Raw genomic sequence first — 14,556 nt, 5'->3', positions numbered from 1 at the left:
TTTTTGTTTATAATTAACTAAATTTTAATAGAATCATTATGAAACATCTTAACAAACTTTTAGTTGCTGTATTGATGGCTGCGGGTTTAACATCGCATGCTCAAGATAGCAACAATCCATGGGCTATTACCATAGGAGCAAATGCGGTTGATTCAAGATCTAGTGCTAGTAGAGACGGCCTTAATTGGTTTGACCAACACTTTTCTCAACCATTTGCTGTTAAAGACAATTGGAATATACTTCCATCTGTATCTTACATTAAAGTAGATAGACATATCAGTGGAGGTTTCTCTTTTGGATTGTCTGGATCTGTGAACAAAATTGATAAATTTGTTAACTTTAATCCAACTGCTGCCAATGCAGATAGCAGAGGAATGAGTGTAACAAATCCTGGAGATTTAATGTTCTACGGAATTGATGGTACTGTGAAATACAGTTTCATGGATTTAATTGGAACAAAATGGTTTGATCCAAGTTTACAAGCTGGTGGAGGTTATACTTTCTTAGGGAAAGATAGCTTTGGTCACGTTAACTTAGGAGTTGGATTAACTTTTTGGTTTACTGAGAATGTTGGTTTAGCTTTATCTTCTGGATACAGAATGGCATTGCCTAATGACGAAAGAAATGATGGGTTGAATCCTGAAAAACCATCTTTAGTACAACACACTGCAGGTATCGTATTCAAATTTGGAGGTAAAGATACTGACGGTGACGGAATCTACGATAAAGATGACGCTTGTCCAGAAGTTGCTGGTTTAAAACAATTCAACGGATGTCCTGATACTGACGGTGACGGAATCGTTGACGGAAGCGATGCTTGTCCAGATGTAGCTGGTTTAGCTGCATTCAACGGATGTCCTGATACTGACGGTGACGGAATTGCTGATAAAGACGACGCTTGTCCAGATGTAGCTGGTCCTGCATCAACTAAAGGTTGTCCAGATGCTGACGGTGACGGTGTTGCAGACAAAGATGATAAATGTCCAACTGTAGCTGGTCCAAAATCTAACCAAGGTTGTCCTGAAGTATTGGATGCTGATAAAGATGGTGTGCCAGATTTAGAAGATGCTTGTCCAATCGTAGCTGGTCCTGCTAGCAACAAAGGTTGTCCTGAAGTTACTGAAAAAGTAGTTGAGGAATTAAGAGTTCAAGCTAGATCTATTTTCTTTGTAACAGGTAAGTCTTCATTAAACTATGCTAGACCAGAAACTGCACAAAGTTTAGATGCTCTTAAAGAAATTGTTAAAAATTATCCAACAGCTAAGTTTGAAATTAGTGGTCATACTGATAATGTAGGTAAAAAAGCACTTAACCAAAAACTTTCTGAGGCTAGAGCTAAAGCGGTTCTTGATGCAATGGTTGAAAGAGGAGTAAACCCAGCTAACTTAACATATAAAGGTTATGGTGATACTAAACCAGTAGCTTCTAACAAAACTGCTAAAGGTAGAGCTGAAAACAGAAGAACTGAGATTATTTATGTTGGTGGTGTTGACGGTATGAAAGTTAACCTTAAAACTCCATAATATAAAAGTTTTAAATATTTATTGAAAGAGCCGTTCTTAATTGAACGGCTTTTTTTATTTTTATAAGATGACAAACCCAACTTTTCTAGATCAAATTGCAACTCAATTAATCACTAATTATTCGGAAAATTTTTCGAATACAGTTGTAGTACTTCCTAATAAGAGAGCTAAAATATTTTTGATTGAAGCCTTAAAAAAACAAATTACAGGAACTGTTTTTTGTCCAGAAATAACAAGTATTGAAGATTTTGTACAAGAGGTTTCAGGAATTCGCTCGATAGATTCGATAGCCTTGTTGTTTGAATTTTATGAAGTGTATTTGTCAATTACTTCGAAACAAAACCAGCAATCTTTTGAATTATTTGCCAATTGGGCAAAAATGTTGTTGCAGGATTTTAATGAAATCGACCGCTATTTGTTGGATCCAAATCATGTTTTGTCTTATTTAAAAGATATAGAAGACATAAAAAAATGGGGAATAGCTGTTGAAGATAAAACATCACTCCTTGAAAATTATATTGATTTTTGGAAACTTTTGCCACATTACTACCAATCGCTATATCACTATTTACTGGAGAAAAAAACAGGGTATCAGGGACTGATTTATAGAGAAGCAGTAGCTAATCTCTCTGCATTTTCAAAAAAAACAGGTACTAAATTTTATGTATTTGCGGGCTTTAATGCTTTAAATGCTGCCGAAGAAAAAATCATTCAGCATTTAATAGCTAATGATAATGCCACTATTTTTTGGGATGCTGATCAAACATTTTTGAATGACCCCTACCATGATGCTGGATTGTTTCTTAGAAGATTTAAAGAAAGTTGGAAGCATTATAAATCTCACCCTTTTGAATGGATAAAGGATGATTTCTCTAAGCCTAAAAACATTCATATAATTGGTACACCAAAAACTATTGGACAAGCGAAAATTGTGGGTAGCCTTATTGAAAAGACGATCGTTGAACAAGAGGTAAAGGACCTCGATAAAGTAGCGGTAGTTTTAGGTGAGGAAAACCTTTTGATGCCTTTGTTATATTCTCTTCCTGCTTCGGTTGGCGCTTTGAATATTACCATGGGATATTCTAGTAAAAATAACCCAGCCCAATTGTTAGTAGCGAAATTATTTAAAATGCATACGAATGCTTTGAAAAGGAATCCTTCCCAGTATGTGTTTTATTATAAAGATGTACTCGATATTCTTACGCATCCTTTAGTAGAATCTTTTGCAAACTCGAGTCATTTGGTTCGGATTATAAAAGAGAATAATTATACTTTTATTACACTTAAAAAAATACTAGAACTCCAAAACCAAACGAATCCATTATTCGATTTGTTGTTTCAAAAATGGGATAATGGTTCTATGGCAGTTTTAGAGGTTATTTCTAGTTTGTTATTGCTCTTACGCAATAATTTGAGTAATGATAATGAAGAAGAGAAATTAACCAAAGCTTTTGTGTTTTCAATTTTTACGGTGATTAACAAGTTGAAGAGTTATTATGCACAACACTTGCATATTGATCAAATACCGACTCTTTTTGCCATTTACAAACAGATAATTGATCTGGCTGAGGTTTCTTTTGAAGGAGAGCCGCTGAATGGTTTGCAAATTATGGGAGTTTTGGAAAGCAGGGTATTGGATTTTGATACGGTAATCGTTACTTCAATGAATGAAGGGAAATTTCCTGCGGGTAAGTCTATGAATTCTTTTATTCCTTATGATGTCAAGAGAGAATTGGGTTTGCCAACTTTTAAAGAAAAAGATGCGATTTACACCTATCACTTTTATCATTTATTGCAACGTGCTAAAAATGTGTATTTGATTTACAATACCGAAAATGAGGGATTAGATGGTGGTGAAAAAAGCCGTTTCATCACACAACTCGAAGTGGAGAAACGTCCGAATCATAAACTTACTCACGAAATTTACAATGCTACTGTCCCAGATTCTGCTTACTTGCCAATGAGTGTTGAAAAGTCGCCATTGGTTATGGAGCGTTTGAAAGAAATTGCAGAGAAAGGATTTTCACCTTCGGCCTTGACTAGTTACATTCGGAATCCTATTGATTTTTATTTCAAAAAAATAGTGCGTATTCGTGATACAGAAGAAGTCGAAGAGAACATAGCTTTGAATACTTTAGGTACAATTATTCACAAGACCTTGGAGGAATTGTACACACCTTTTATAGACAAGTTTGTTTCGGAGCAAGATATCGAACAGGCTATTCAAAAAATTGATTCAGAGGTGTTGAAACAATTTAAATTGGTGTATAAAGAAGGTGAAATTTCCAAAGGACGAAATTTATTAGCTTTTGAAGTGGCCAAGCGCAATGTCTTTAACTTCTTGAAGTCCGAATTGCAATCCATAAAATCGGGCGATGCTGTTAAAATTTTGGCTTTGGAAGCTACTTTTGAGCGTGTTTTGGAACATCCGAGTTTGCCTTTTTCAGTGAAAATTGCAGGGAACGTAGACCGAATTGAAGTCCGAAACGGTACCATCCGAATTATTGATTACAAAACTGGTAAAGTTGAAAAAAGCAATGTTACCTTAAAAGCTTGGAACGGATTAGTGGATGATATTAAAAATGACAAAATCATTCAAATTTTGGCCTATGCTTTTATGTACGAAACTCAAGTTCAAGATAAGCCGATGCAAGCGGGTATTATCTCCTTTAAAAATAGTAAAGCTGGATTTTTGCCTTTTACTTTAAAAGAAGAAAAAATAGAAGAAACTACTATTAATGCAACTATTTTGACTGCTTATTTGGAGCAATTGGTTGGCTTGTTACAAGAGATTTTAGACCCAGCAATTCCGTTTAAGGAGAAGGTTTAAATCTTCTTCAAAAATTGTATTAATACTTCGCTTAACTCCGTTTCATTTTCGATGTGGCTCATATGCCCGTCTGGGAAAGTTACTAACTCAACGGTAGTTCCTTGGATTTGAGTAACGGTTTCTTCGTAGTTCAAAACAGGGTCTTTTTTTCCTAGGATTAATAGTTTAGGAAAAGCCGTAGTGTGGAGCAAGATTTCTCGGTCTTTACGGATTTTCATCCCTTCAAGCGAGGCGACGATGCCTTGCAAGGGCGTTTGTAAAGCTTCGATTTTTACTTTTTCGATGCGGTCGTTTAGTCGGTCGCGGTTGTCTTCGCTGAATAAGTTGGCGATAGAAAGGCGAATAAAGGTTTCGTAATCTTTTTTTACCGCTGTAATGGCGCGGTCTCGGTTGGTTTTGCGTTCGGGACTGTCTTCTTTGGTGGTGGAGTTGAGTAACACCAATCCTTTGACACTTTCAGGATACAACTCAGCATAGGCTAAAGCTACGTAACCTCCCATAGAATGCCCGATGAAAACCGCTTTGCGAAGACGCAAACTAGAAAGTACTTCGTGTACCGCATCGGCATTGTCTTCCATAGTTTGGAGGTAACCCATAGGTTCGGTTTGGCCGTGACCTAACAAATCGATGGTGATGACGCGGTATTTTTGACTCAAAACAGGTACTAAAGCACTCCACATCGATTGGTTTTCTAGGAAGCCATGCAATAAAACAATTGCAGTCCCTTTTCCCGTGTCGGTGAATGCGATAGAAGTGTTTTTGTAGTGAAGGGTTTTCAAAGTTTATGGATATAAATGAAGGTCAAAATTAAAGTTTAAAAATCAAAAACCCTATATTTGAGAAACGCATTTTTTGAATATGAATAGACTTTTTATTATTGGAAACGGATTTGACTTGGCTCATGGATTACCAACTTCGTATAAGCATTTTATAGATGATTATATTCAAAATTTATTAGTGAAACTTGCTGAAGATAAATTTTTGATGATAATTTTATTTCGGTAGATATTAGTAGAAACAATCACCCTAATTCAAAAAAGGACTTTGATAATATTAAAGATTTAGCTAGTCTTAGAAAATATCATAGTGATTATTTTAATTATACTTCTCTCGCGTTTAAGAACAAATTTTTTGAAATTTTAATAAATAGAATTACAACTGAAAATTGGGTAGATATTGAAAATTTGTACTATAGTATTTTGAAAAGTATTGCAGATGATAGTTATGTGAAATACGAATATCCTTATGAGATAAAAGATTTAAATGATGAATTTGAACAAGTTAAAAATCTTTTGGAAACTTACCTTCAAGAAAGAGTGATTGAGCGATTTGAGTTAGATTTCATTAAATATCAGTCTATTGAATGGTTTAAAATCTATAATTCATTAAAACCAATATCTTTATTAAATAATGAAGAAAGCATTTTAAAGGAGTTTACAAGTGAGGAAGATGTAAAAGAAATTAATGAACATTTTGAAAAAGAAAGAAAGGAAGAGTTGGTTAACAATATATATTTTTTAAACTTTAATTATACACCTATTTGTAATATTTATTCAGAATTATTCTCTCAAGATTGTAGAATTCAAAGTCAGATGAATTATATTCATGGGGAGTTAAAGAATGTTACTCATAATAAAATAAATTTTGGATTTGGTGATGAAATGGATGACGATTATAAGAAAATTGAAAATTTAGAGGGTACTGATTATCTCAAAAATTTTAAGTCTTTTCAATATTTGCAGAACTCTAATTATAATGATTTATTGAGATTTATTAATAGCGAAAAGTTTCAAGTTGTGATTCTTGGTCATTCTTGTGGTGTGTCAGATAGAACGTTGTTGAATACTATTTTTGAGCATACTAATTGCAGATCAATTAAAGTTTTTTACCACAGAAAAGATGATGGCTCTGATAATTATACTGAGCTGATACAGAATATTTCAAGACATTTTAAAGATAAAAAAATGATGAGAGAGAAAATAGTCAACAAAACTCTTTGCAAGCCTATGCCTCAAATTCAACTTCCTTTAAAAAAGTAAATACCTATAATTTTTATTTTGTTTTAAAGATATCTTATAGATTTTTTGAATTCAAAATGTAGCCTAATAAAACCAAATGTTGGTTTTTAGCCCCGATAGTAGTGGAAATCCTCTAGTGCTGGGTTCGGCACTGGAGATTGTAGCGGATAGCGGGACGGTGTTTCCAAAAAATCCTTATGCTTACTGCTCCTAAAAAAAATACCCCAAAATTGGTGTCTTTTGGGGTAGGGTGTTTTTGAAAATTTGCTGTTATTAAAAGCGGTTATCGCCGTCTAAAAGATTGCCGAGTCCGCCCAAAAGGCTGCCTTCTTCACGGCTACTTCCACCAGCTCTTGGGGCTGAAGCAATGATACGATCGGCCAATCTAGAGAACGGAAGCGACTGAATGTACACTGTTCCAGGGCCGCGCAAAGTTGCATAGAACAAGCCTTCGCCGCCAAAAAGAGAGTTTTTGATGCCGCCAATGAACTCGATATCATAATCGACATCTTGGGTGAAACCTACGATACAGCCGGTGTCAACTTTAAGAATTTCGCCAGGTTGGAGTTCTTTTTTGGCTAAGGTTCCGCCTGAATGTACAAAAGCCATTCCGTCGCCTTCTAGTTTTTGCATGATGAAACCTTCGCCACCAAAAAGACCTGTGCCTAATTTTTTGGAGAATTCAATGCCTACGGCTACGCCTTTGGCAGCACAAAGGAATGCGTTCTTCTGGCAAATGAATTTTCCGCCAAATTGTCTCAAATCAACCGGAATGATTTTTCCTGGATAGGGTGAGGCAAAAGAGACTTTGCTTTTGTTGTAATTTTGATTGATAAAGGCCGTCATGAACAGACTTTCTCCTGTTAGAACTCTTTTTCCTGCGCTTAGTAATTTACCAAACAAACCAGATTGTTGTTGGGAACCGTCTCCGAAAATGGTTTCCATTTGGATGCCATTGTCCATCATCATAAAACTACCCGCCTCGGCAATGACAATTTCTTGTGGGTCGAGTTCTATTTCTACATATTGCATTTCTTCGCCATAAATATGGTAATCTATTTCGTGTGCTATCATGATTTTGTGTTTTACCGTTTAAGGAATTAGTAAGTCGTTGAATTGAAATGTTACATTTTTGGGCATAAAAAAAAACGGCATCTATTTTGGATGCCGTTAGTTGTATTTATTTTGAATTCTACTTTTTCGCGAGAATTAGTGTACTTCGTGTTTTGTTTTTATGCGTTCATTAAGCTTTCGATTTCGTCTGCTTCAATCGGAATATTGCGCATCAAATTGAAGGGTTCACCTGATTTTTGAATCACCACGTCGTCTTCAATTCGGATACCAAAACCTTCGGCAGGAATATAAATTCCAGGTTCTACGGTGAATACCATATTGGCTTCCATCGGTTCGTGAAGCAATCCGTAATCGTGTGTATCGAGTCCCATATGGTGCGAAGTCCCATGCATAAAATATTTTTTGTAAGCAGGCCAATCTGGATTTTCGTTTTGAACGTCGGCTTTGTCAATCAGACCTAAACCTAATAATTCTGAAGTCATAATTTTACCCACTTCTACGTGGTATTGTTTCCAAAGTGTACCCGGAGTAAGCATTTTTGTGGCTTCGTTTTTTACACGAAGTACTGCGTTGTACACGGCTTTTTGTCTTTCTGAATAGCGACCAGAAACTGGAATAGTACGGGTTAAATCGCTTGAATAATTGGCATATTCGGCCGCTACATCTAGCAACAATAAATCGCCCGCTTTGCATTGTTGGTTGTTTTCGATGTAGTGCAATACATTGGCATTATTTCCAGAAGCGATAATGGGCGTGTAGGCAAACCCTTTGGAACGGTTACGAATGAACTCGTGAATCAATTCTGCTTCAACCTCATATTCCATTACGTTGGGTTTCACAAACGAAAGCAAACGACGGAATCCTTTTTCGGTGATGTTGCACGCTTGTTGGATCAAATCGATTTCTTCGGTTTCTTTTATGGAGCGAATGCGTTGCAAAATGGGGTTGCTTTTGGCTACGGTATGTGCAGGGTATTGTGCTTTCCATTTTTTGATAAAACGGTCTTCGCGGGTTTCGGTTTCTACGGCTGAACGATAGTGTTCGTTGGTGTTGATGTACATCACCTCGGCATACATCATAATTTCTTTCAAGGTTTTGTCAAAATCTTGTAGCCAATAAACGGTTTTGATTCCCGATACTTGAAACGCACGTTCTTTGGTTAGTTTTTCGCCTTCCCAAATCGCAATGTGCTCATTGGTTTCTCTCAAGAAAAGGATTTCTTTCAAGTGTTCGTATGGCGCATCTGGGAATAATAATAAAATGCTTTCTTCTTGATCTACACCCGATAAATAGAAAATATCTCTATGTTGTGCAAAAGGTAAAGTGCTATCGGCAGAAACCGGATATATGTCGTTTGAATTAAAAACCGCAACGCTTTTCGGTTTCATTTGAGCAGTGAATTTTTCTCTGTTTTTTACGAATAGTCCACTGTTTATTTGATGATATTTCATGGGAACCAAATATTTATTAGTAATAACCAAAAATAGTAACTTTAGAGGTATCGGCTGTTAATTTGCCTATAAAATTTTAAATTCTCTATTTTTATGTTTAATTTTCGTTCAAAATTTATGCTAAAAAGGGGGTATGTCTTTAAAATATTCAAAAAATGAAGATGATATGCGGCCTTGGCGGTAGCAAATAAGTGTAGCAATTCTATTTATTTTTTAAAGAAATTAGTATCTATGAAAAAAATAGCCTTCCTGATTAGTGCTTTGACTTTTAGTGTTTCCTGGGGACAAAATGGTACTATTACCACAACGCCTTCTTTGTTTCAGGAGTTGACTTTGCAAAATGTGGGACCCACGGTAATGAGTGGCCGCGTAGTTGACGTGGCGGTAAATCCTGAGAATCCAATTGAGTTTTATGTGGCCTATGCTTCAGGTGGACTGTGGTATTCGAATACCAATGGATTGCGAATGGAACCTGTGATGGATACAGCGCCTACACTAAATTGCGGCTCTGTCTTTGTGGACTGGAAATCAGGGATGATTCTGGTGGGTACAGGTGAGGTAAATTCTTCAAGATCTTCTTATGCAGGAATAGGTTTGTTGCAATCCTTTGACAAAGGAAAAACCTGGAAAAATATTGGATTGACAGATAGCCATCACATCAGTAAAATTTTGGTTAACCCAAAAAATAGCAATGAGATCATTGTTGGAGTGGCGGGACATTTATACACTAAAAACAAGGAACGAGGTATTTTTAAAACAACCGATGGTGGAAAATCATGGCAACAGGTTTTGTTTGTAAATGATGAAACCGGAGTGATTGATATGGCTGTGGCCGAAAACAATTTTGACGTTATGTACGCCAGTGCTTGGCAGAAAGATAGAAAAGCACACAATTTCAATGGAAACGGTAAAGCTTCTGGTATTTATAAAAGTACCGATGCTGGATCGACTTGGCAGTTAATTTCTACTCCAGAAAGTGGCTTTCCTTCGGATGAATTTGTGGGACGTATTGGATTATCGGCTTTTACTTCAGACATTATTTATGCGGTGATGGACAATCAAAAAATGCGTCCTTTGGCTAAAAAAGAAAAAGACCCCAACGATGAAGATGCAGAGGTAATTGGAGCCGAGGTTTTCAAATCTAGTAACGGAGGGAAAACTTGGGTAAAAACCAATTCCGATTATATTGATGATTTTTATTCGAGCTATGGCTATTATTTTGGTGACATCACGGTAGACCCAAAAAATCAAGAACGCATTTATATAACGGGTGTTCCGTTGTTGTTTTCAGATAATGGAGGGAAAACTTTTCAAGCTATTGACGGTGACAATGTGCACTCCGACCATCACGTAGTTTGGATCAATCCTAACAATCCGAATCATTTGGTTAACGGAAACGATGGTGGTTTGAATATTACTTATGACAACGGAAAATCGTGGCAGTTGTGTAACAGTATTCCGGTGGGACAGTTTTATGCCGTAAATGTTGATGAACAAGAACCCTACAATATTTATGGTGGTTTGCAGGATAATGGCGTTTGGGTTGGGTCTAATAACTACAATGCCTCAATTGGTTGGCAGCAAGAAGGAAAATATCCGTATTCCAGATTAATGGGGGGCGATGGGATGCAAGTGCAAATAGATAAGCGCAATCCTAATATCGTTTTTACAGGCTATCAATACGGAAGTTACTATCGCATCAATCGCGCTGATGAATCTAAAAGTAAGTTCATTGCGCCAAAAGCCAAAAAAGGAGATAAACCGTATCGATACAATTGGCAATCGCCTATTTTATTGTCATCTCACAATCAAGACATTTTGTATTTAGGGTCTAATTTTTTACACCGTTCTATGAATCAAGGCGATACTTGGACGGCTATTTCACCCGATTTAACTCAAGGAGGCAAAAAAGGCAATGTAGCTTTTGGAACGTTGACCACCATCAGCGAAAGTCCTTTCGAGTTTGGAATGTTGTATACGGGTAGCGATGATGGTTTAGTGCAATTCAGTAATAATGGTGGCGCGAGTTGGAAAGTGATTTCTACAACTTTCCCACAAAACCTTTGGGTAAGTAGAGTAGTAGCTTCGGCTCACAAAAAAGAACGCGTTTATGTAACGCTTAATGGGTACCGCAATGACGATTTTACAAGTTATGTCTATGTGTCAGAAGATACAGGGCAAACTTGGAAAAGTATAGCGAACAATCTTCCTGCAAGTCCTGTAAATGTAATTATTGAAGACTCTGTTTTGGATAGCGTGTTGTATGTAGGAACTGACAATGGCTTGTACATTTCTGTAGATGGCGGAGTTTCTTGGCAAGATTTCTCTAACGGAATGCCTCCTGTAGCAGTGCACGATTTGGTGATTCAAAAGAAAGCCAAAGATTTAATTGTGGGTACACACGGTCGCTCGGTATACAAAGTAAGTTTGAAACAAGTACAAGAATTGAAAAAAGAGGTTTTAGACAAAACACTTTACGTGTATGAAATCAAAAATACGACCAAATCCGATAGATGGGGTACGAAACGAGGCGCTTGGAGTGACGAATTTATTCCAAAAAATGAGCTTTGGTTTTATACCAATTCCGCTGGGAAGGTAAGCGTTCAATTAGAAAATGCTGACAAAGAAATCGTGTATTCAACTACAGTTGCCGCTCAAAAAGGATTGAACAAAGTGGTGTATGATTTAACCCTTGACAAAGCTGCCGCAGACAAATGGATGGCAAAAGATAAAAAGCTAAAAATAACTCCTGCAAAAAACGGCAAGTATTATTTGCCAGTCGCTAAATACACTTGGACACTTTCTAAAGACAAAGAGAAAGCAACAACACCTTTCGAAATTGTAGCGCCTAAATAATCTTTTTGGAAAAGCAACCATCAATTACGTAGGTTTTACTTTAAAAGGTTATCACTAATAACTTTTTTTGAACCAAATAAGGCATTTAAGTTTTTTGCGAACCTTGCGTAAACCTTTGCGAACCTTGCGGTTAAATTTCAACAAAGTTTTGTTTCGCATAGACAAGATAAAAACAAAAACAAAAGTCACGATTCCAAGTTGGTTTCGTGCCTTTTTAGGTTAGTTTTTAAATTAAAAATTTTGTAAGGTTTTTATTAAAATGTTTTTCTATGTTTGGCTATTAATCTTACATTTTGTTCAAAGGAATACTTACCACTTCAATTTTTAGGAACCTTTTCTTTTGGTAAAGAGAGAATGTATTTATTTCAAAAACAATATTTGTATTTATAGAACAGTATTCATTATGGGATATTGAAGGATAATTGTATAGACTATTTTAAAGTAAAAATGGACAAGTATTTAATTACCCAAAACTAAAACAACTTTTTAAACCAACCTTTACATTATGAAAAAAATGAAATTTTTAAGAGTACTCACGGTAGCCTTATTGTTTGCAGGAACAGTATCCCAAGCCCAAATCACCAAAGGGAATTGGATGGTAGGAGGGAGTGGTAAATTTGTCACATCTTCTTATAAATCAATAAATACTGGGAGTTCTATTGAAGGTAAATCTAGTGGAGTTAACTTGTCTCCTACATTTGGTTATTTTGTTGCAGATAAATTAGTATTGGGCATTTCGCCAGGATTTAGTTATTCGAAAACAGATGGTGGAAACGATCAGGCTTCTTATGGTGCTGGGCCATTTATAAGATATTATTTATTAAGCACAGAAAAGAGACTAAACATTCTTACTCATGCTAGTTATTATTATGGAACTGGAAATACAGATGCAACAGCTAATTCTTTTAATTTTAAAGCGGGTCCTGCAATATTCTTGAACAGTAGTGTTGCCCTAGAGTTTACTTTAAATTATGATATAAACCAAATAAAGTTTACTTCGGATAAATCAACATTTAGGTCATTTAGTGTTGGTGTAGGATTTCAAATACATTTAGAAAAATAATAGTTTTAATAAAAATAATCATGATAAATTATCCTACTATCTATGAATGTAATATTAATTTAGCAAAATAGAAAACCCTAAATAGCAGTAGAATAAAATAATTAATTATAATACAAAAGGCACGATTCCAAGTTGGTTTCGTGCCTTTTTTTGGCAAACATCTTTAACAATTAAACTTCTAAAATATTTTTAAAATTGTGCCACTTCTGTTGAGTCTTTCATTGCGGTTGTAGACGCTTTTCCGGTAGTAACCGTATTTTGAACGGCATCAAAATAGCTCGTTCCCACAAAACCTTGGTGTTTTACGGCTCTAAAACCGTGTTGTTGCAAGGCAAATTCTCTTTCTTGCAATTCAGAGTAGCCCGCCATACCTCTTTCTTTGTAAGCTTTAGACAATTCAAACATACTCGTGTTCAAAGCGTGGAATCCAGCCAACGTAATAAATTGGAATTTATACCCCATAGCCGCCAAGTCTTCTCTAAAGGTTTCCATTTCAGCAACTGATAATTTCGCCGCCCAGTTGAACGAAGGCGAACAGTTGTAAGCCAACATTTTTCCTGGATATTTCGCGTGAATCGCATCGGCAAATTGTTTAGCGTAAGCCAAATCAGGATTACTAGTTTCCATCCAAATCAAGTCCGCATAAGGCGCATAACTCAACCCACGGTCAATACCTTGCTCCACACCACAATTTACGTAGAAGAATCCTTCTTCAGTTTTTTCTCCCGTGATGAATTTTGCATCTCTTGGGTCGATATCGCTAGTTAGTAAATTCGCAGCATCCGCATCGGTTCTTGCCACAATCAGGGTTGGCGTTCCCATTACGTCGGCAGCCAAACGCGCAGCGATTAATTTATTGATGGCTTCTTGTGTAGGAACCAAAACTTTTCCACCCAAGTGTCCGCATTTTTTAGCAGAACTCAATTGGTCTTCAAAGTGTACGCCCGCTGCACCCGCTTCAATCATTGATTTCATCAATTCAAAAGCGTTCAAATTTCCTCCAAAACCTGCTTCAGCATCGGCAACAATCGGAACCAAATAGTCTTTTTTGTCTGCCGTTTTGTTTACCACTTGAATTTGGTCAGCGCGCAACAAAGCGTTGTTGATTCTTTTTACTACCAAGGGCACGCTGTTGGCAGGATACAATGATTGGTCAGGATACATTTCGCCAGCCACATTCGCATCGGCCGCCACTTGCCAGCCGCTTAAATAAATCGCTTCTAGTCCAGCTTCCACTTCTTGAATGGCTTGATTACCAGTCAATGCACCTAATCCGGCAACAAAATCTTGCGATTTCAATCGGTTCCAAAGTTTCGTAGCGCCCATTCTGGCTACACTGTGTTCAATTTGATACGAACCTTGCAATTGCACCACTTCTTCAGCGGTGTAAGGACGTTCAATGCCTTCCCATCTTGGGTTCGTTAACCAATCAGTTACTAATTCTTGAATGCGTTTCTCGGTGGTTTTCATAATTTTTGATTTAAGTTTTTTGGTTTTTTATTTTGGTTTGTTTTGATTTCAATAATTGAAAAAGCTATTTTCAGGAGCGGCAAGCAAAGGGCTTTTCAGGAAGTATGGTTCCCGCTCTCCGTTATATCTCTGTCCTCGCTCGTTCGCGAGTCCAGAGGATGCCACTGCTATCGGGGCTATAAGCCAGCAATGTGATTTTATGGAAAAACAATAGACGCAAGGTGTTAAATGCCAATTTTATTTGTTGCTATGATTCGTTTAATTAAAGCAA

10 protein-coding genes are annotated in these 14,556 nt (G+C 36.6%); 6 read left to right on the top strand and 4 right to left on the bottom strand.

Annotation, left to right across the window (positions count from 1 at the left end):
* Positions 1–38 precede the first annotated feature (38 nt).
* Both ACZ1AQ_RS02195 and ACZ1AQ_RS02190 read left to right on the top strand, forming a co-directional pair.
* Positions 39–1,523, top strand: a complete 1,485-nt coding sequence (locus tag ACZ1AQ_RS02195) for an OmpA family protein (RefSeq protein WP_489631307.1) — start codon at positions 39–41, stop codon at positions 1,521–1,523.
* Between the two features lie 67 nt (positions 1,524–1,590).
* On the top strand, positions 1,591–4,353 hold the full coding sequence (locus ACZ1AQ_RS02190) for a PD-(D/E)XK nuclease family protein (protein ID WP_489631306.1): 2,763 nt from the start codon (positions 1,591–1,593) through the stop codon (positions 4,351–4,353).
* On the opposite strand, the gene ACZ1AQ_RS02185 is transcribed toward ACZ1AQ_RS02190, so the two are convergent.
* The gene (locus ACZ1AQ_RS02185; RefSeq protein ID WP_489631305.1) at positions 4,350–5,132 is read right to left on the bottom strand and encodes an alpha/beta fold hydrolase; all 783 of its coding nucleotides are present in this window, start codon (positions 5,130–5,132) and stop codon (positions 4,350–4,352) included. The genes ACZ1AQ_RS02190 and ACZ1AQ_RS02185 overlap by 4 nt on opposite strands.
* Positions 5,133–5,211: 79 nt before the next feature.
* Here ACZ1AQ_RS02185 and ACZ1AQ_RS02180 point away from each other — a divergent pair, with 79 nt between their 5' ends.
* Both ACZ1AQ_RS02180 and ACZ1AQ_RS02175 read left to right on the top strand, forming a co-directional pair.
* Positions 5,212–5,358, top strand: a complete 147-nt coding sequence (locus ACZ1AQ_RS02180; RefSeq protein WP_489631304.1) for an AbiH family protein — start codon at positions 5,212–5,214, stop codon at positions 5,356–5,358.
* On the top strand, positions 5,331–6,392 hold the full coding sequence (locus tag ACZ1AQ_RS02175) for an AbiH family protein (protein WP_489631358.1): 1,062 nt from the start codon (positions 5,331–5,333) through the stop codon (positions 6,390–6,392). Before ACZ1AQ_RS02180 ends, ACZ1AQ_RS02175 begins: the two co-directional genes overlap by 28 nt.
* Before the next feature lie 252 nt (positions 6,393–6,644).
* Here the strand turns inward: ACZ1AQ_RS02175 and ACZ1AQ_RS02170 are convergent, their stop codons facing one another.
* Together ACZ1AQ_RS02170 and ACZ1AQ_RS02165 are read right to left on the bottom strand one after the other, a co-directional pair.
* Positions 6,645–7,445: a TIGR00266 family protein gene (locus tag ACZ1AQ_RS02170; RefSeq protein WP_489631303.1), complete on the bottom strand. Its 801-nt coding sequence runs from the start codon at positions 7,443–7,445 to the stop codon at positions 6,645–6,647.
* Positions 7,446–7,603: 158 nt separating this feature from the next.
* Positions 7,604–8,896 (bottom strand): aminopeptidase P family protein, encoded by a 1,293-nt coding sequence (locus tag ACZ1AQ_RS02165; RefSeq protein WP_489631302.1) that lies wholly within the window; start codon positions 8,894–8,896, stop codon positions 7,604–7,606.
* A 231-nt stretch (positions 8,897–9,127) separates the two neighbouring features.
* On the opposite strand from ACZ1AQ_RS02165, the gene ACZ1AQ_RS02160 reads away from it, so the two are divergent.
* Both ACZ1AQ_RS02160 and ACZ1AQ_RS02155 read left to right on the top strand, forming a co-directional pair.
* Positions 9,128–11,752, top strand: a complete 2,625-nt coding sequence (locus ACZ1AQ_RS02160) for a VPS10 domain-containing protein (RefSeq protein WP_489631301.1) — start codon at positions 9,128–9,130, stop codon at positions 11,750–11,752.
* Positions 11,753–12,266: 514 nt separating this feature from the next.
* Positions 12,267–12,815 (top strand): outer membrane beta-barrel protein, encoded by a 549-nt coding sequence (locus tag ACZ1AQ_RS02155; RefSeq protein ID WP_489631300.1) that lies wholly within the window; start codon positions 12,267–12,269, stop codon positions 12,813–12,815.
* Between the two features lie 189 nt (positions 12,816–13,004).
* On the opposite strand, the gene aceA is transcribed toward ACZ1AQ_RS02155, so the two are convergent.
* The gene (aceA, locus tag ACZ1AQ_RS02150) at positions 13,005–14,285 is read right to left on the bottom strand and encodes an isocitrate lyase (RefSeq protein ID WP_489631299.1); all 1,281 of its coding nucleotides are present in this window, start codon (positions 14,283–14,285) and stop codon (positions 13,005–13,007) included.
* Positions 14,286–14,556 lie beyond the last annotated feature (271 nt).

The sequence above is a fragment of the Flavobacterium sp. UM26 genome, assembly GCF_057922445.1.
This window is presented reverse-complemented; position numbering and strand designations above follow the sequence as displayed.